This is a genomic window from Streptomyces sp. NPDC021020 (assembly GCF_044333285.1).
Classification (GTDB): domain Bacteria; phylum Actinomycetota; class Actinomycetes; order Streptomycetales; family Streptomycetaceae; genus Actinacidiphila.
Genome location: NZ_JBIRQQ010000003.1, coordinates 271,679 through 289,747, shown reverse-complemented (window position 1 = coordinate 289,747; position 18,069 = coordinate 271,679). Strand labels below are relative to the sequence as shown.

Sequence of the window (18,069 nt, the reverse complement as noted above, 5' to 3'; positions counted from 1 at the left end):
GCCGACCGCCCTACTCGAAGCTCGGCCCGGCGGTGCGGGTGCGCTTGATCTCGTAGAAGCCGGGGATGGACGCGACCATGAGCGTGCCGTCCCACAGCTTGGCGGCCTCCTCGCCCTTGGGCGCGGGGGTGACGACGGGGCCGAAGAAGGCGATCTGCTCACCGTCGGAGCCGGGTACGGCGATGACGGGGGTGCCGACCTCCTGGCCGACCTTGTCGATGCCCTCCTTGTGCGAGGCGCGCAGCTCGGTGTCGTACGTGTCGCGGTCGGCGTAGTCGGCCAGTTCCGCGGGCAGGCCGACCTCCTCCAGGGCCTCGACGATCGTCTCGCGGGTCTTGGGCAGCGCGCGGTTGTGGAAGCGGGTGCCGAGCGCGGTGTAGAGCGGGCCGACGACGTCGTCGCCGTGCTGCTGCTGGGCCGCGACGACGACGCGGACCGGGCCCCAGGCGTCGCGCAGGAAGGTGGCGTAGCCCTCGGGCAGGGTGTCGAGCTTGTCCTCGTTGAGCACCGCCAGGCTCATCACGTGCCAGTGCACCTCGATGGGGCGGACTTTCTCGACCTCCAGCATCCAGCGCGACGTCATCCATGCCCACGGGCACAGCGGGTCGAACCAGAAGTCGGCGGGCGTCTTGGCCGGATCGGCGGCGGTCGCAGTCACTGCGTACTCCTCGTCGGGGGGCGTCCGGCACGGGCCGGGCGCGGCTGGGCAAACCCCTGCTACAGCCGACAACGCGGCGGGATCGGTGGCGCATTCCCCGCTCCTCCCCCGTTCCTTCCCCGCTCCCGGCGGTCCTCGGGGGTGTCCGCGCTCCCGTGCCCCGCGCGCCGCGCCCGTGGCCGTATGCGCTGGTCGGCGCCCGGGTGTCGGCCCTCCGTGGAAGGATGCGAAGGGTCAGCTGTCCGATGTGCTTGGGGTACCTGGGGTGCCTGGGCCTGAGACGAAGGAGTCCGCCCGTGCCCGGCGAGAACCTGAGCCGTGAGGAGGCCCGCGAGCGGGCCGCCGTGCTGTCGGTGGAGCGCTACGACGTGGCGCTCGACGTGCGGTCCGCGGTGGGCGCGGTGCCGGGCGGCGCCGTACGCACCTTCCGGTCCACCACGGTGATCGACTTCCGGTGCGCGCGGCCGGGCGTGCCGTCCTTCGCCGACCTCGTCGCGACCGAGGTCGCGTCGGTCCGGCTCAACGGCCGCGAGCTCGACCCGGCGAAGGTCTACGACGGCGCCCGCATCGCCCTCGACGGCCTGGCCGAGCGCAACACCCTGGTCGTGGACGCGCGCTGCGCCTTCAGCCGTACGGGCGAGGGCCTGCACCGCTTCGAGGACCCGGAGGACGGCGAGGTCTACCTCTACACGCAGTACGAGCCGGCCGACGCCCGCCGGGTCTTCGCGAACTTCGAGCAGCCCGACCTCAAGGCGCCCTTCACCTTCCAGGTGACCGCCCCCGAGGGCTGGACGGTGCTGTCCAACGCCGAGCCGCAGGACGCGCCCGCGGCGGCCGACGGCGGCGGTACGACGACGCGCTTCCGGCCGACGCTGCCGATCCCGACGTACATCACCGCGGTCGTCGCCGGCCCCTACCACGTCGAACGCGACCACTACTCCCGCGCCCTGGACGACAAATCGACGCTGGACATCCCGCTCGGCGCGCTGTGCCGCCGCTCGCTGGCCAAGCACTTCGACGCCGACGAGATCTTCACCGTCACCAAGCAGGGCCTGGACTTCTACCACGACACCTTCGGCTACCCGTATCCGTGGGGGAAGTACGACCAGGCCTTCGTGCCGGAGTACAACATCGGCGCGATGGAGAACCCGGGGTGCGTGACCTTCCGGGAGGAGTTCGTCTTCCGCGGCAAGGTGACGCGCGCGTCGTACGAGCACCGGGCCAGCGTGGTGCTGCACGAGATGGCGCACATGTGGTTCGGCGACCTGGTGACCATGCGCTGGTGGGACGACCTGTGGCTCAAGGAGTCCTTCGCGGACTTCATGGCGGCCTTCTCCCAGGTCGCGGCCACGCAGTACACCGAGGGCTGGATCACCTTCGCCAACCGCCGCAAGGGCTGGGCCTACCACGCCGACCAGCTGCCCTCCACGCATCCGGTCGTCGCCGACATCCGCGACCTGGAGGACGCCAAGCTCAACTTCGACGGCATCACGTACTCCAAGGGCGCGGCCGTCCTCAAGCAGCTCGTCGCCTACGTCGGGCAGGACGCCTTCTTCGAGGCGGCCCGGCGGTACTTCCGGCGGCACGCCTACGGCAACACCGAGCTGGCCGACCTGCTGTCCGTGCTCAGCGAGACCTCGGGGCGCGACATGCCCGCCTGGTCGCGCGCGTGGCTGGAGACCGCGGGCGTCAACTCGCTGACGCCCGACGTGAGCTACGGGTCGGACGGGCGCATCGTGGAGCTCGCGGTGCTCCAGGGCGCCGACGACCCGGCGCACCCGCAGCTGCGCCCGCACCGCGTCGCCGTGGGCCTCTACCGGCGTGTGCCGGGCGGCGCGCTGGAGCGCTTCGCGCGCGCCGAGACCGACGTGGCGGGCCCGCGCACGGTCGTCGCCGACCTCGCCGGGCAGCCGCGGCCCGACCTGGTGCTGGTCAACGACGACGACCTGACGTACTGCAAGGTGCGTTTCGACGCGGATTCGCTCGACACCCTGCGCGCGCACCTGGGCGACCTGTCGGACCCGCTGGCGCGCGCGCTGGCCTGGTCGGCGGTGTGGAGCATGACGCGGGACGGCCTGATGCCGGCCGGCGACTACCTCGGCCTGGTGCTGCGCTTCGCGGGCCGCGAGACCGACATCGGCGTGCTCCAGTCGCTGCACCTCCAGGCCCGCACCACCCTCACCCGCTACGTCACGCCCGAGCGGCGCGCCCAGGCGGCGACCGAGCTGGCGCAGGGCGCGGTGCACGAGCTGCGGCTCGCCGAGCCGGGCAGCGGCCACCAGCTGGCGTGGGCGCGCTTCTTCGCGTCCATGGCCGCCTCGCCCGCCGATGTGCAGCTGCTGCGGGGCCTGTTCGACGGCTCGGCCCGCATCGACGGCCTGGAGGTGGACCAGGAGCTGCGCTGGACGCTGCTGGGCGCGCTCACCGCACAGGACGCCACGGGGGCGGCCGACATCGCGGCCGAGCGGGCGAGGGACGACACGGCCTCCGGGCACCGGCACGAGGTGCGCTGCCTCGCCGCCCGGCCCGCCGCCGAGGTCAAGGAGCGGGTGTGGGCGGACGTGGTGGGGTCGGACGCGCTGTCCAACGCCCTCGTGGAGGCCAGCATCGCGGGCTTCGTGCAGGCCGGGCAGCGCGAGCTGCTGGCGGCCTTCACGGACCGGTATTTCGCGGCGCTGGAGGACATCTGGGCGTCCCGCTCGATCGAGATCGCGATGGCGGTCGTCAGCGGCCTCTTCCCGGGCCTCCAGGACCGCCAGGAGACGCTGGAGGCCACCGACGCGTGGCTCGCGGCCCACGAGGACGCCGCGCCCAACCTGCGCCGACTGGTGCTCGAAGGACGCGACGACCTGGCGCGGGCGCTGCGCGCGCAGGCGTGCGACGCGCGGGCGGCCGAGGCCGCCCGCTCCGGCGCCGCGCTGTGAGGTGACGGGGCGGCGGGCCGCGGGTCCGTCGGCCGGTGGCCTGACGCGCCGTGCGGGCATTCCGCCGGGCGGGGCGGCGCGGGCCGTACCGCCCGGTGGGGCGGGCCGCGGTCGCCGGGGCGGCGCGGGGCGCGTCACCCGGATGGGGAAACGAGTGATCGGCATCCGAACACGTGGACTTTAGCCCGGTGTTGTCCGGTTTTGTCGACGGGCGTGTAACAGGGGGTTAGGGGCCGTGCGGATGGCGGGAACGACGTCGCCATGAACGTGAACCCCCGCCTCCCCCACGGCCCCCGCCCCGCCGCCGCGCCCTCCTCCCCCGCCGGGCACGGCAAGGGCGCGGCCGGCCCCGCCACGTACGTCCCGGACCTGCGGCTGCCCGCGGACGAGCCGGTCATGACGCTGCGCCGGCTGCGCGCGCACGGCGTCCCGGCGTCCGTCGTGGCCGAGCGCTGCCGGCCGGGCGGGCCCTGGCGGCAGCTGCTGCCGCAGGTCTACCTGCTGCGGCCGGGCGCGCCCGGCACCCGGGAGCGGCTCCGGGCGGCGCTGCTGTACGCGGGCCGCGAGCCGGTCGGGCGCGGCAGTACGCCGGGCGGCGCGGGTACTTCCGGGCCTTCGCCGGCGTCGGGCTCCTCCGGCCCGTCCGGGCCCTCGCCGGCGTCGGGCTCCTCCGTCCCGTCCGGCCCGGCCCTCGGCGGCGGGCGCGAGGCCATGGTGACCGGCCTGGCCGCGCTCGCGCTGCGCGGCTTCGCGTGCGTGCCGCCGCTGCCCGCGCTGCTGCGGATCGACGTGCTGGTGCCCCGGCAGCGGCGGCTGCGGGACGCCGGCGAGGTGACCGTGCACCGGGCCCGCGTCCTCCCGCCGGCCCAGGAGGTGGCCGGGCTGCCCTGCGCGCCGGTGCCCCGCGCGCTGGCCGACACCGTGGGGAGCCTGGACGACGCCCGGTCGGTGCGGCGGCTGCTGGCCGAGGCGGTGCGCGGCGGCCACTGCGACGCCGCCGCGGTGATGCGCGAGCTGGGCGCGGCCGGGCTGCTGGACCACCCGCACGTGGCCGACGCCGTGGGGGCGCTGCACGGCGCCGACCGCCGCGTGGCCGAGCAGCGGCTCTACGCGATGGTGCGCACCCACGCGCTGCCCGACCCGGTCTGGAACGTCGAGCTGCGCCTGCCCGGTGGCCCGCCGCTGGGCGTGGTGGACGCGTACTGGCCCGACCACGCCGTGGCCCTCGCGATCGACCCGCGCCACGGCGGCCCCGACACGTACGACGGACCGGGCACGTACGGACCGGCAATGGACGACGGCGTGGCAATGGGCCACGACACGGCAATGGACGACGGCGCGGACGGTGACCTCTACGCCGACCCGTACGGCGGGAGCGGGTCCTGGGACACGGAGGTGTGGCAGCCGGAGACGGTCTTCCGGGACGACGAGGTGTGGTCGCGGACCGTCCGCCGACGCGACCGGCTCGAAGCGCTCGGCATCACGCTCGTGCACGTCACGCCCGCCGAGTTGCGGGACGCGGGCGCGCGGTACGCGGCCGTGGTGCGGACCGCGCTGGTCGCCGCGACCGACCATCTGCCCGCCGCCTACGTCGTGGTGACGCCGCGCTGACCCGCGGCCGCCCCGTGGCAAGGGTGCGGCCTTTGCGCCGGTATGCCGCGTCCGGCACTGGCGGATACACGTCAGCGGAGCACCAAGCGAAGGTCAACGCACCACAAAGAACGGCTTTCCCCGGCAGGGTGACGATCCGTACGGTCTTTTCCGCAAGTCCTTCCGATTCCCGTACACCGTCACGACGGCCCGAACAGGGATGCCCATGCCACTCGCTCACATATCCGGCACCAGACGCACGGCCCGGCTCGCGCTCGCCGCGGGCCTGGTGGCCGCCCTCACGGCCGCGAGCCCCGCGCTCGCGGCCGCCGACGCTCCCGCGCCGGTGCTGCCCGCCACGACGCCCGCGACCGCCACGCCCACCGCCCCCGACGGCACCGGCGCGCCCGGCAAGGACGCCGACGACAAGCTCGGTGCCGCCGACGCCGAGGCGCTGGCCAAGGCCAAGGCGCACGGCGACAAGACCGTCACCTTCATGGTCGCGGGCAAGCCCGGCACCACCGCCGAGATCAGCTCCCGCCTGCACGCCCAGGGCGCGAGCGTCGGCCGGACGTACGACCAGCTCGGCTACGTCCGCGCGACGGTGCCCACCGCGAAGGCGGACGCGGCGCTCGGCGCGGCGCAGAAGCTCCCGCAGGTGCTGGCGATCGACCTCAAGCAGGAGATCCAGCTCGACGACCCGACGCCGTCCGCGGACACCACCGCCGCCGCGCGCCACCAGGGCAAGCCCGCGAAGACCTACCCGGGCCCCGACAAGCGCACCCCGGCCGCGAACCCCTACCAGCCGGCCTTCGAGACCGGCGCGGTGGACTTCGTCAAGCACAACCCCGCCGCCGACGGCCGCGGCATCACCATCGGCATCCTGGACTCCGGCGTCGACGTCGGCCACCCGGCGCTGCAGAAGACCACCACCGGGCAGCGCAAGATCGTCGACTGGGTCACCTCGACGGACCCGATCCTGGACGGCGACGCCACCTGGCGCCCCATGGTGACCACCGTGTCCGGCCCGTCCTTCACCGCCTCCGGCCGCACCTGGACCGCCCCCGCGGGCAGCTACTCCTTCAGCACCTTCGCCGAGGCCGCCACCAAGGGCGGCGACGCCAACGGCGACCTCAACCGCGACGGCGACACCACCGACGTGTGGGGCGTGCTGTACGACCAGGCCGCCGGCACCGTGCGCGTCGACCTCGACAACGACGGCGACTTCACCGACGAGACCGCGATGAAGCCGTACAAGGACGGCTACCAGATCGGCCACTTCGGCACGGACGACCCGGCCACCGCCATCTCCGAGTCCGTCCCCTTCACCATCGAGATCCGCAAGGACGTCCCGATGGACCCCTACGGCGGCACGTGGGTGGGCAAGAAGGCCGACTTCGTCAACATCGGCGTCGTGGAGGCCGAGCACGGCACCCACGTCGCGGGCATCACGGCCGCCAACGGGCTGTTCGGCGGCGCGATGGACGGCGCCGCGCCCGGCGCGCAGATCGTCTCCTCGCGCGCCTGCACCTGGACCGGCAGTTGCACCACCATCGCGCTCACCGAGGGCATGGCCGACCTGGTGATCAACCACCACGTCGACGTCGTCAACATGTCCATCGGCGGCCTCGGCTCGCTCAACGACGGCGCCAGCGCGCGCGACCTGCTCTACAAGCAGCTCATCGACACCTACGGCGTCCAGCTGGTGATCTCCGCGGGCAACGACGGCCCCGGCGTCAACACCATCAGCGACCCGGGCCTGGCCGACCACGTGCTGAGCGTCGGCGCGTCCATCTCCCGTGAGACGTGGGCCGCCAACTACGGGTCGCAGACCACCGTGCCGTACGCGATGATGCCCTTCTCCGCGCGCGGCCCGCGCGAGGACGGCGGCCTCGCGCCCGTCATCACCGCGCCCGGCGCCTCGATCAGCTCCACCCCGACCTGGGAGGCGGGCGCGCCCGTCGCCGAGGCCGGCTACAGCCTGCCGCCCGGCTACGCGATGCTCCAGGGCACCTCGATGGCCTCCCCGCAGGCCGCCGGCGCCGCCGCGCTGCTGCTGTCCGCCGCCAAGGCCCGGCACCTGACCGTCACCCCGGCGCAGCTGCGCACCGCCCTCGTCAGCACCGCCAAGACGATCCCCGGCTTCCAGACCGCCGACCAGGGCGCCGGCCTCATCGCCGTCCAGCCCGCGTGGGATCTGCTCAGGCGCGGCGGCACGACCGACACGTACACCGTCAGCGCGCCCGTCGACACCACGCTGTCGAGCTACCTCCAGACGCCCGGCTACGGCACCGGCATCTACGACCGCGAGGGCGGCCTGACCACCGGCCAGAAGCGCACCTACACCGTGACCGTGACCCGCACCGGCGGCCCGTCCTACGCGCTGCTGCACACGCTGCGCTGGGCGTACGACGACGGCACCTTCTCGGTCGCGAGCCCGGTCGTGTCGCTGCCGCTGAACAAGCCGGTGACGGTCAAGGTCACCGCGAAGCCGCGCGCCGCGGGCGTGCACAGCGCGCTGCTGAACGTCGACGACCCGCTGACGCCGGGCACGGACACGCAGATCGCCGCGACCGTCATCGTCTCCACGCCGGTGACCGGCCCGTCCTTCACGCTCACCCGCTCCGGGACGATCCAGCGCGACAGCACCCGCTCGTACTTCGTGACCGTGCCGGCCGGGGCGACCTCGCTGGAGGTCTCCATGGGCGGCCTCAAGACCGGCAGCCAGACCCGCTTCATCACGATGCACCCGTACGGTGTGCCGCTGGACTCCACCCAGACCCCTGACTGCTACCCGAACTACGACAACCCGGCCAACACCTGCCGCCCCGACCTGCGGTCGTACGCGCAGCCGCTGCCGGGCGTGTGGGAGATCGAGGTCGAGGCCCGCAGGACCTCGCCGCAGCTCGACAACCCCTACACGCTGAAGGTCGCCGTCCTCGGTGCCGCCTTCGACCCGGCGGTGCAGACGCTGCCGAGCGCGAAGGTCGGCGAGCCGACGCCGGTGAGCTGGACCGTCACGAACAACTTCGCGCCGATCAGCGGCGGTACGGTCGCCGGCGGGCCCCTCGGCTCCGCCGCCACCGACACGCCCACGATCGCCGAGGGCGAGACCCGCACGACGAACCTGACCGTGCCGGCGGGCGTCTCGCGGCTCGACGTCTCGATCGGCTCGCCGTCCGACCAGCAGGCCGACCTCGACCTGTACGTCTACCGCGACGGCGTGCTCGTCGCGCAGAGCGCGGACGGGGACGCGGAGGAGTCCGTGAGCCTCGCGAATCCGGCGCCGGGCGAGTACACGTTCGAGGTGGACGCGTACGCGGTGCCGTCCGGCTCGACGACGTACGCGTACGAGGACGTCTACTACTCCGCTGCGCTCGGGCAGGTGACGGTGGGCTCCACCGCGCCGCTGTCCCTGCCGCACGGTGCGAAGGCGGTGGTCACCGCCGACGTGGTGGCTTCGGCCGTCGCGCCCGCCGGGCGCCAGCTGTTCGGGCAGGTCAGCGTTCTCACGCCGGGCGGCACGCAGGCGGGGACGGGGTCCGTTCTGATCGCGTCGACGCTGCCGTAGCTCTTGCTCCCGGGGGGCGTCTCGCGTGGGCGGGGCGCCCCCCCGTTTTTTGCGCTGGGGGGTGCGGCTTGCGGTTCGCCGCGCGACCTTCCCTTGGTGGGGGCTGGCCGCGCCCACGCGGCGCCAGCCGCACATCAGATGCAGCCTCGCGCCCCCGGTGTACCCGGCGGGGCATCGCGCACTGCGTGCGGGGGTGGGGTCGGGTGCCGGCACGGGGCACCTCCTCGGAATGCGCGTGTGACCTCATGCCGTAGGTGGCGGGTCCTGCGTGCGCATTCCTGCGGGGGCACCCCGCACCGTCCCCCTCCCGGCCGGAATGGCGGCTGCCTGCCGGTGGGGGTGAATGTCGCAGGGACTACGGCTCGCCGCCGACGGCGAATGCGCCCCACAGGAAGACCGGCACTTTCTGCTCCTACCTGCACGGGTGGTGCGGGTGGGCAAACCCCGCGCCGCCAGGCGCGGGCACCCCCCCGCGGCGGGTCAGCCGCCGGCCGAGGGGCGGGCTCGCAGCAGCGCGCGGGCGGGGAGGGACGTGGAGGCGAGGGTCAGGGCGAGGGCGGCGGCCGCGAGGGCGAGGGGCTGGGTGGGCGGGACGTACGGTGACGCGCCGGTGAGGCCGCGGGCGATGGGGACGAGGGTGATCCAGGCGATCGCCCCGCCGATGCCGAGCCCGGCGAGGGCCACGACGAGAGCCTCGGCCCGCAGCATCCGCAGGACCTGGGTCCGCGTCGTGCCGGCGAGCCGGAGGAGCGCCACCTCGCGGCGGCGGTCGAGGACCGTCATGACGAGGGTGTTGGCCGCGGCGACCGCGGCGAAGCCGCCGAGGACCCCCGCCATCACCCGGTTGGCCCAGCCGTTGAGTTCGAGGTCGCGGTCGGCCTGCACCCGGTAGCCCGCGCGGTCGGTGACCGTGAGGCCGGGCACGCCGAGCCGGCCGAGGGCGCGCCGTACGGCGCCGGGGTCCGCCCCCGGGGCGTCGTGCACGAGCACCTCCGTGTCGAGCGCGGCGGCGGCGTGCGGGGCGACCACGGAGTGCGGCAGCAGCAGTGAGCCGAGGCCGAGCCCGCGGCTGTAGACGGCGACGACGGTGGGCCGCAGCTCCGTACCGTCGCCGAGCCACAGCGAGATCCGGTGGCCGACGTGCGCGTTGGCAGTACCGGCGAGCAGCGTGTCGAGCGCGACGGTGCGTCCGTCGCCGGTGAGGGCGGCGAGGGAGCCCTCGCGGACGCCGAGGTCGAGGACGCGGGGCAGCGCGGCGGGGTCGCCGTCGACGCCCAGCACGCTGGTGGAGTTGAGCGAGCCGCCCGAGCGGTAGAGCGCCCCGCTGCGGAGCACGCCGACCGCCGTGTCCACGCCGGGCGTACGCGCGGCGCGCGCGGAGGTGCCGCCGGGCAGGCCCGGGCCGCCGGAGCCGAGCACCTGGTCGGCGACGACACCCGCCCTGATCTGCCGGGACGACTCGTGCGCGACCGAGCTCTGCATCCACACGAGTGTCCCCGTGAAGGCGGTGACGAGCACCAGCGGCGTGATCGCGGAGGCGAGCCGGCGCGCGTTGGCGCGGGTGTTGGCGGCCGCCAGCTCGCCGGGCGCACCACCGGCGCGCAGGGGGAGCCCGAGGAGCGCGGACGCCAGCCAGGCCACGACCGGGCCGAGCAGCGCGACGCCGACCATGAAGCTGAAGACGACGCCGAGAGCGACGTTCGCCGCGTCGTCGCCGGTGGTGTGCGCGGCGACGACCGCGAGCACGACCCCGCCCACGACCGCCGCGACGCCCAGCACCGTACGGATCACGCCGGGCCGCCGGCGTTCCACGGCCGCCTCGCCGAGCGCGGCGCTGGGCCGCGCCTTCGCCGGGCGGCGGGCCGCGAGCCGGCCCGCCACGAGCGCGGCGAGCAGCCCCGCGCCGACCGCCGAGACCATCGGGATCCAGCCGACCGAGAGGGTCACCCCGTACGGCACCGCGTCCTTGTGCACGAGCTGGTCGAGCCACCAGCGGGCCAGCGCGATGCCCGGCAGGATGCCCGCTGCACCGGCGACCGGCGCGACCAGCAGCGCCTCGGTGGCCACGGTGCGGCGGATCTGCCGCGGGGTGGCGCCGATCGCGCGCAGCAGCGCGATCTCCCGGCCGCGCTGGCCGATCGCGAGCGAGACGGTGCCCATCACGACGAAGACGGCGGTGGCGGTGGCGATACCGCCGAAGGACCCGCCGATCGCCGTGAGCATCTCCCGCGCCCCGGCGAGCTGCGGCTGCTCCGCGGCGCCGCGCCCGTCCCCGGTGCGTACCTCGGCGGCGTCCCCGACCGCGTGCCGGGCCCGGTCGGCGAGCTGCCCGGTGCTCACACCCGGCTTCGCGAACACGGCGACCGCGTCGGCGAGCCCGGGGTGACCGGACAGCCAGTCCGCGGTGGCGTCCGCGAACCAGGCGGTGGGCGCCCCGCCGGTCCCGGTGAGCCCGGCGACCCGGAAGGCCGCGGTGCCCCCGGGCGTCCCGAGGGTGACGGTACGTCCGGGGCCGGTGTGCGCGGCGCGCGCGGTCGCCGGATCGAGGACCACCTCACCCGCGCCGGGCGCGCGCCCCTGCACGACCTCGGCGCCGTCGACAACCCTGGCCGCCCAGTTGCGCCCCGTCACCTGCCCCGCGCCCTGCACGGGAAAAGCCGTGTCCACGACGGCCGCGGCCACACCGGGCTCGGCCGCGACCCGCGCGGCCAGCCCGGCGTCCAGCCGCGGCGTGTCCGTGAGCGGCTCCTTCTCCGTCTCGGCGTCCTCACCGTGCCCCACGTGGATCCGCGCCTCCGGATGCGGCGCGACGACGACCGGCACATGCGCGTACCGCTCGGGCGCGACATGCGCGGTGATCCCCGTCTGCAGCAATGTCCCGCACGCGGTGACAACGACCGCGGCGAAGAACAGCGCGACGAACGTCCCCGCGAACGACGCGGGCCTGAACCGCACGGACGCCCGCGCGAGCCCGTTCATTTCCGCCCCCGTCCGCGTACGGGGGTGCCCGTGCCCCGCCGGGCCGCCATGCCCTCACCCTCACCGGCCGGCAGCCGCCCACGCTCCCCGGAAGGGGGACGATCCGGGGGTGCCCCCGCAGGAATGCGCAGCGACTCCGTCGCGGATACGTATGAGGTCAGACGCGCATTCCGAGGAGGTACCCCCGGAGTGGCCCCCGACCCCACCCCCGCGCCAAGCGCGCGATGCCACGCCGGGCACACCGGGGGCGCGGGGAACTGCGCGACCAGGCACAACGCACCCAGCGCGTCGCCACCGACCCGAAGGGGCAACCCGGTCCGCTCCGGACCACCGGCCGGTGGTGGGCTGAGCGCGCAGTTCCCCGCGCCCCTAAAAACGCTCGCCCCGCGCGGCACGCGCAGCCCGAAAACGCTCGTCCCGCGCGGCACGCGCACCCTCAAAACGCCCGCCCGGCGCGCAGCCGGGAGACGGCGGCGGGGAATCACGCCACCCTCCCAGCCGCGGACGCGGCAGACGCGGCAGCCGTGAGCGCGACCATCCGGTCGGCAACCTCCGCCGGGGACGGCGCACGCAGCTCGCCCGCGAGACGCCCGTCCGCGAGGAAGAGCACCCGGTCGGCGTGCGACGCGGCGACCGGGTCATGCGTGACCATGACCACCGTCGCGCCGAGCGCGTCCACCGCGCGGCGCAGCAGGGCGAGGACCTCACGGGCCGTGCCCGTGTCGAGCGCGCCGGTGGGCTCGTCGGCGAAGATCACCTCGGGGTCGGTGACGAGCGCCCGCGCGATGGCGACGCGCTGCTGCTGGCCGCCGGACAGCTGCCCGGGGCGGCGCCGCCCGTACCCGTCGAGGCCGACCTCCGCGAGGAGGGTGTGCGCGCGGCGGCGGTCGGGGCGGACCCCGGCCAGCCGCAGCGGCAGCAGCACGTTCTGCTGCACCGTCAGCGACGGCAGCAGGTTGAAGGCCTGGAAGACGAAGCCGATGCGGCGGCGGCGCAGCTTGGTGAGCTGGTTCTCGCCGAGCCCGGTGATCGGCTCGCCGCCGAGCAGCACCTCTCCCCCGTTCGGCCGGTCGAGGCCCGCCGCGCACTGGAGGAAGGTGCTCTTGCCGGAGCCGGACGGCCCCATCACGGCGGTGAAGCTGCCGCGCGGCAGCGCGAGGTCGACGCCGCGCAGCGCGTGCACGGCGGCGTCCCCGCGCCCGTAGGTGCGGGTGACCGAGCGGAGTTCGACGGCGAGTGCGCCGGGGGAGCCTCCGTGCGGGGAGACGTCGGGTGCGGAGACGATGCCGTGTGCAGCCATGTCCTCGACGCTACGGAGCGCCGACCGGGTGAACCATGGCGTACGCCGGTCTCCTCGGGGTGGGGACAACCCCACCGTGACCCACCGCGACGGGTGTGACACATCCCGGAAGGGGTAGGGCTGAGGTGATCGGCCGGAAAGATCCGAAAGTGGACCACGGAGGCGCGATGGACCGGGCACGGCTTGCCGCGCTGCACGGCGTGGACGTGACGTACAGCCCGGCGCCCGGCCGGCAGGTCGCGGTCGCCGAGGACACGGTGGTGGCGGTGCTCGCCGCCCTCGGTGTGGACGCGTCCACGCCCGACGCCGTACGCGCCGCTCTCGCCGGGTACGAGGCGCGGGCCGCGCGGCGCCTGCTGCCGCCGTGCACGGTGCTGCGCGCGGGCGAACCGCTGACCGGGCTGCCGGAGGGCACCGAGGTCACCGTGGAGACCGCGGCGGGCGAGGCGCTGAGCAGGCTGCCGGGCCGCCCCGGGCGCTACGGGCTGCGCGCGGTCGCGCCGGACGGCCGGTCCGCGCGCGGCGACCTGGTCGTGGCGCCCGCCCGGCTCGCGGGCCCCCGCGGGCGGAGCTTCGGCTTCATGGCGCAGCTGTACTCCGTGCTGTCCCGCCGTTCGTGGGGCATGGGCGACCTGGGCGACCTCGCGGAGCTGGCCGCGTGGTCCGGGCGGGCGCTCGGCGCCGGGTTCGTGCAGATCAACCCGCTGCACGCGGCCGTACCGGGGCGTCCCACCGACCCGTCGCCGTACCGCCCGTCCTCCCGGCGCTTCCCCGACCCCGTCTACCTGCGGATCGAGGAGATCCCGGAGTACGCCTACCTGCCGCACGACGCGCGCGCCGTCGCCACACGGCTGCTGGCCAAGGCCGCGACGCTGCGCGACACCGTGCTGCTCAAGGACAGCCTCATCGACCGGGACGCGGTGTGGGAGCTGAAGTCGCAGGCCCTGGAGCTGCTGCGGGAGGTGCCGCTCAGCCCCGGGCGGCGCGCCGCGTACGCCGACTTCCTCGCCGCGCAGGGCCAGGCCCTCGACGACCACGCCACCTGGTCGATGCTCGCCGAGCTGCACGGACCCGACTGGCGGACCTGGCCCGCGGGCCTGCGCGACCCGCGCTCGCCGCAGGTGGCGCGCGCCCGCAGCGAGCACCAGGAGCGGGTCGACTTCCACTGCTGGCTCGGCTGGCTGACCGACAGCCAGCTCGCGGCGGCCCAGCGGGCGGCCCGGGACGCCGGGATGGCCGTCGGCGTCGTCCACGACCTCGCGGTGGGCGTCAACCCCGCCGGGTCCGACGCCTGGTCGATGCAGGACGTGCTGGCCGCGGGCATGTCGACGGGCGCCCCGCCGGACGCGTTCAACGCCCGCGGCCAGGACTGGGGCCTGCCGCCCTGGCGCCCCGACGCCCTCGCCGCGACCGGCTTCGCCCCCTACCGCGACCTCGTCGCCCGCATGCTGCGCCACGCGGGTGGGCTGCGTATCGACCACGTCATGGGCCTCTTCCGCCTCTGGTGGGTCCCCGAAGGCCGCCCCCCGACCGAGGGCACGTACGTCCGCTACGACGCGGGCGCGCTGCTCGGCCTGCTGGCGCTGGAGGCGTACGAGGCGGGCGCCGTCGTCATCGGCGAGGACCTGGGCACAGTCGAGCCCGGCGTCCGCGAGGAGCTGGCCGACCGCGGCATCCTCGGCACGTCGGTGCTGTGGTTCGAGCGCGACTACGGCGGCGGGGCCGCGCCGGATACGGATACGGCGGGCGCGGCGGATTCCGCGGGCGACGCGGGGCCGGACGGCGGCTCGGAGGCCGAACGGCGGCCGCTGCCGCTCCCGCCGGGTGACTGGCGGGAGGCGTGCCTGGCCACCGCCACGACCCATGACCTGCCGAGCACCGCCGCCCGGCTCACCGGCGAGCACGTCGGGCTACGGCACCGGCTGGGCCTGCTCACCCGGCCCCTGGAGGAGGAAGAGGCGGACGACGCGGCGGAGGTCGCCGAGTGGATCGCCCTGCTCGGGCGGCTCGGCATGCTCCCCGAGGGCGGGGCGGACGAGGAGGCCGTGGTGAAGGCCGTGCACCGCTTCCTGGTGGCCACCCCCGCGCGGATGGCCGGCGTGTGGCTGGGCGACGGCGTCGGCGACCGCCGCCCGCAGAATCTGCCGGGCACGTGGAACCAGTACCCCAACTGGCGGCTTCCCGTCGCCGATCCGGAGGGCAACCCGCTGGCCCTCGAACAGCTCGCCGCCTCCCGCCGCCTGCACGCCCTCACCGACGAGATCCGCCGCGCCCTCGCGCGCCCCTCTTAGGCACCCCCGGGCGCGCGGGCCGCGGAGGTGGTCACTACATTGGCCATGTGGACAAGAAGCTCAACAAGAAGGTCATGCGCGCCGGCGTCGTCACGGCGACCGCCACGGTGCTGATGCTGCTGTCGTCCCCGGCGTTCGCCCTGGCGCACGACGACGGCGACGACCCGGGCTCCGGTCTGAGCGTGGCCCAGACCCTCGGCCTCTACGTCGCCATCCCCCTCGTGGCTTTCGCGGTCATCGCGGGCCTCGTCATCGTCACGGACAAGTCCCGCAAGTAGCTCCGCCGGACGCGAGGGTCGCCCAAGAGGCTGCCCCTTGCGGTGTCCCGCGCGCCCGTCCGCCGGTGGGGGCTGAGCGCGCAGTTCCCCGCGCCCCTTTCCCGCCGGGCTGCCGCTTTCCGCCGTCGCGGGAACGTCCCTTTCCCTGTGATTGGCCGCGCAGTTCCTCGCGCCCCTGGTTTGTTGCCCTGCGCGGCACGTGCAAGCCCCTCCGGGGGCTGCTGCTGCCGCGCGGGGCAAGCGTTTTTAGGGGCGCGGGGAACTGCGCGCGCAACCCCCCGCCGGGGGGGGGCAGCCGCCAGGCCGCAGCAAGGGGCAGCCCCTTACGCGCCTGCGGCGGAAGCCAAGAGCAGTCGCCGCAGCAGCGCGGCAAGCTGAGCCCCTTCCTCCGGAGCCAGCGCGGCAAGCGCATCGCGTTGGACGGCGAGCCCGGCGACGAGTGCCCGGTCGACCACCTCGACGCCCCGGTCGGTGAGCGTCACACGGAGCCCGCGGCGATCGTGCGGGTCCGGCGAGCGGACCAGCAGCCCCGCCCGTTCGAGCTTGTCGAGCCGCCCCGTCATCCCCCCGGTCGTGAGCATGAGCGTCGCGGACAGCTCACGAGGCGACAGCGTGTAGGGGGCGCCCGCCCGGCGGAGCGTCCCGAGGACGTCGAACTCCCCCCGCCCGATGCCGTGCCGCTGGTACTCCGCCTCCATCCGGTCGCCCATCACCCGCGCGATGCGGTAGACGCGCCCGTAGACGGCCATGGCGAGCGTGTCCAGCTCGGGCCGCTCGACGGCCCACTGCGCCGTGATCGCGTCAACGGCATCACCGGCTCCTCCCGCGTCAGCGGGCTCAGCACCCTCAGCAACGTGTCCCATCCCCTCAGTATCGGGCGCACGACCACTCGACGGCAAGAAAGTAGCTTGACGCTAACTAGCTTAGAGCTAAGCTAGTTAGCGTCAACCTACTCGGGAGCCCTGCCATGCCCCTCCCCCTGCGATGCCGTCGCCCCGCCCAGGACCGCCTGCCCGGCGAACGGGCCATGCTCGCCGCGATGGCCGTCGACGCAGTCGGCTCCGGCATGTACGTGCCCTTCAGCCTGGTCTTCTTCCACCACCTCACGGGCCTGTCCTTCGCCACCGTGGGCGCGGTGCTGAGCGCGGTGGGGCTGGTCGGCATGGCGGGGCTGCCGCTGGCCGGCGCGGCGGTGGACCGGTTCGGCGCCCGGCGGGTGCAGCTCGTGCTGTACGGGGTGCGGGGCACCGGCTTCGCGCTCTACCCCTTCGCGGGCGCGCTGCCCGCCTTCGCCGCCGTCGCGCTCGGCACCGCGCTCGGGGACCGGGCCTTCCCCGCGGTGCAGCAGTCTTGGATCGGCGAGGTGGCGGCGGGCGCGGACCGGGACAGGCTGCAGGCCGCGTCCCGCGCGCTGCGCAACGGCGGGCTGGGCGCGGGCGCGCTGCTCGCCTCGCTGGTGGTCTCGCTCGCCGGGGACCGCGGCTTCACGCTCGCGGCGTGGCTGAACGCGGCGAGCTTCGGCGTCGCCTTCCTGCTGATGCGTCGCGTCCACGCACCCGCGGCGCGGCGGCCGGCGGAAGCGGGCTCGCCCCCGGCGGAAACGGAGGCGAAATCGGAGGCGCGGGCGGAGGTGAAAGCCAAGGCGGGCTACCGGGTGGTCGCCGCCGACCGCCCCTTCCTCGCCCTCACCGGCGTCAACTTCCTCACCGCGCTGGGCTATTCGGCCCTCGGCGTGCTCTTCCCGCTCTTCATCGCGGGTCCGCTGCACGGGCCCGAGGCGCTGACCGGCGCGGCCTTCACCCTCAACACCGTGCTGTGCGCCGCGGGCGGCGTGCACATCGCCCGGCTCACCCGGCGGGGCGGGGCCCGCCGTACCCGGGCGGCGGCGCTGGGCGCGGTGCTCTTCGCGGCGTCCTTCGCGGGGCTGGGGCTGCTGGCCACGGTGCGGCCCGCGGCCGGGTGGGCGGCGGCGGGGCTGCTGCTGGCGCTGGTCACGCTCTACACCGCGGGCGAGACCGTGCACAGCCCGGCGGCGAGTTCGCTGGCCGTCGCCGCGGCGCCCGAGGCGCTGCGCGGGCGGTATCTGGCGGCCTACCAGCTGTCCTGGTCGCTCGCGATGATCCTGGCGCCGTCCCTCTTCACCGCGCTGGCCGCCGCGGACCCGCGGCTGCCGTGGCTGCTGCTGACCGGCACCGCCCTGACGGCCGCGGCCGTGCTGCTCCGCCTCGAACGCAGCCTCCCGCACACGGCCGTGCACCTCCCGCCGGCCTCCCGCACCTGGCCCGCCCCGGCGCCGCAGCCCGCGCGCCCCGCGGTCACCCGCTGACAGCGCCCCACGGCGCACCACCGCCCCACCTGCGGGCCCACGCGGGGCCGACCGGCCACCGGGTGCGACGTCACCGCCTGCTCCCGCCTCGCCCGCGGGCCCGCCGGAGCCGGCCCCGGAGCGCCAATCCCCGGCCCCGGGGTACGGCAGCC

Annotated in this window: 10 protein-coding genes; 6 read left to right on the top strand and 4 right to left on the bottom strand. The window is 75.3% G+C overall.

The features are described 5' to 3' along the window. Nucleotides 1-10 precede the first annotated feature (10 nt). Complete coding sequence (locus ACH4SL_RS09645; RefSeq protein ID WP_398443106.1) at nucleotides 11-658, bottom strand: DsbA family protein; 648 nt, start codon at nucleotides 656-658, stop codon at nucleotides 11-13. Nucleotides 659-954: 296 nt separating this feature from the next. Here ACH4SL_RS09645 and pepN point away from each other — a divergent pair, with 296 nt between their 5' ends. The 3 genes from pepN (at nucleotide 955) to ACH4SL_RS09630 (ending at nucleotide 8,743) form a co-directional block, all read left to right on the top strand. Continuing rightward, nucleotides 955-3,582: an aminopeptidase N gene (gene pepN / locus ACH4SL_RS09640; RefSeq protein ID WP_398443103.1), complete on the top strand. Its 2,628-nt coding sequence runs from the start codon at nucleotides 955-957 to the stop codon at nucleotides 3,580-3,582. A 261-nt stretch (nucleotides 3,583-3,843) separates the two neighbouring features. After that, a complete protein-coding gene (locus tag ACH4SL_RS09635) occupies nucleotides 3,844-5,193 on the top strand; it encodes a hypothetical protein (protein WP_398443101.1) in 1,350 nt (449 codons plus the stop codon). Between the two features lie 205 nt (nucleotides 5,194-5,398). Continuing rightward, nucleotides 5,399-8,743, top strand: a complete 3,345-nt coding sequence (locus ACH4SL_RS09630; protein ID WP_398443099.1) for a S8 family serine peptidase — start codon at nucleotides 5,399-5,401, stop codon at nucleotides 8,741-8,743. Nucleotides 8,744-9,223: 480 nt separating this feature from the next. On the opposite strand, the gene ACH4SL_RS09625 is transcribed toward ACH4SL_RS09630, so the two are convergent. Further along, a complete protein-coding gene (locus tag ACH4SL_RS09625) occupies nucleotides 9,224-11,722 on the bottom strand; it encodes an ABC transporter permease (RefSeq protein ID WP_398443097.1) in 2,499 nt (832 codons plus the stop codon). Between the two features lie 481 nt (nucleotides 11,723-12,203). Further along, nucleotides 12,204-13,022 carry an ABC transporter ATP-binding protein gene (locus tag ACH4SL_RS09620; RefSeq protein ID WP_398443095.1) on the bottom strand — a complete coding sequence of 273 codons (819 nt, stop codon included), beginning with the start codon at nucleotides 13,020-13,022 and terminating at the stop codon, nucleotides 12,204-12,206. A 167-nt stretch (nucleotides 13,023-13,189) separates the two neighbouring features. On the opposite strand from ACH4SL_RS09620, the gene malQ reads away from it, so the two are divergent. Together malQ and ACH4SL_RS09610 are read left to right on the top strand one after the other, a co-directional pair. Then, nucleotides 13,190-15,313, top strand: a complete 2,124-nt coding sequence (malQ, locus tag ACH4SL_RS09615) for a 4-alpha-glucanotransferase (protein ID WP_398444070.1) — start codon at nucleotides 13,190-13,192, stop codon at nucleotides 15,311-15,313. A gap of 47 nt (nucleotides 15,314-15,360) precedes the next feature. Next, nucleotides 15,361-15,591, top strand: coding sequence for a hypothetical protein (locus ACH4SL_RS09610; protein WP_398443093.1), 231 nt, complete (start codon nucleotides 15,361-15,363; stop codon nucleotides 15,589-15,591). 323 nt (nucleotides 15,592-15,914) lie between these two features. Here ACH4SL_RS09610 and ACH4SL_RS09605 read toward each other — a convergent pair whose 3' ends face one another. Next, nucleotides 15,915-16,454 carry a MarR family winged helix-turn-helix transcriptional regulator gene (locus ACH4SL_RS09605; protein ID WP_398443091.1) on the bottom strand — a complete coding sequence of 180 codons (540 nt, stop codon included), beginning with the start codon at nucleotides 16,452-16,454 and terminating at the stop codon, nucleotides 15,915-15,917. A gap of 176 nt (nucleotides 16,455-16,630) precedes the next feature. Between ACH4SL_RS09605 and ACH4SL_RS09600 the strand changes: the two genes are divergently transcribed. Continuing rightward, a complete protein-coding gene (locus tag ACH4SL_RS09600) occupies nucleotides 16,631-17,917 on the top strand; it encodes an MFS transporter (protein WP_398443089.1) in 1,287 nt (428 codons plus the stop codon). Nucleotides 17,918-18,069 lie beyond the last annotated feature (152 nt).

Excerpts from the sequence above, each read along its gene's own strand:
- ACH4SL_RS09600 (WP_398443089.1), top strand. The coding sequence starts at position 16,631 with ATGGCCGTCGACGCAGTCGGCTCCGGCATGTACGTGCCCTTCAGCCTG.
- ACH4SL_RS09605 (WP_398443091.1), bottom strand. The coding sequence starts at position 16,454 with ATGGGACACGTTGCTGAGGGTGCTGAGCCCGCTGACGCGGGAGGAGCC.
- malQ (WP_398444070.1), top strand. The coding sequence starts at position 13,190 with ATGGACCGGGCACGGCTTGCCGCGCTGCACGGCGTGGACGTGACGTAC.
- ACH4SL_RS09625 (WP_398443097.1), bottom strand. The coding sequence starts at position 11,722 with ATGAACGGGCTCGCGCGGGCGTCCGTGCGGTTCAGGCCCGCGTCGTTC.
- ACH4SL_RS09620 (WP_398443095.1), bottom strand. The coding sequence starts at position 13,022 with ATGGCTGCACACGGCATCGTCTCCGCACCCGACGTCTCCCCGCACGGA.
- ACH4SL_RS09635 (WP_398443101.1), top strand. The coding sequence starts at position 3,844 with ATGAACGTGAACCCCCGCCTCCCCCACGGCCCCCGCCCCGCCGCCGCG.
- ACH4SL_RS09630 (WP_398443099.1), top strand. The coding sequence starts at position 5,399 with ATGCCACTCGCTCACATATCCGGCACCAGACGCACGGCCCGGCTCGCG.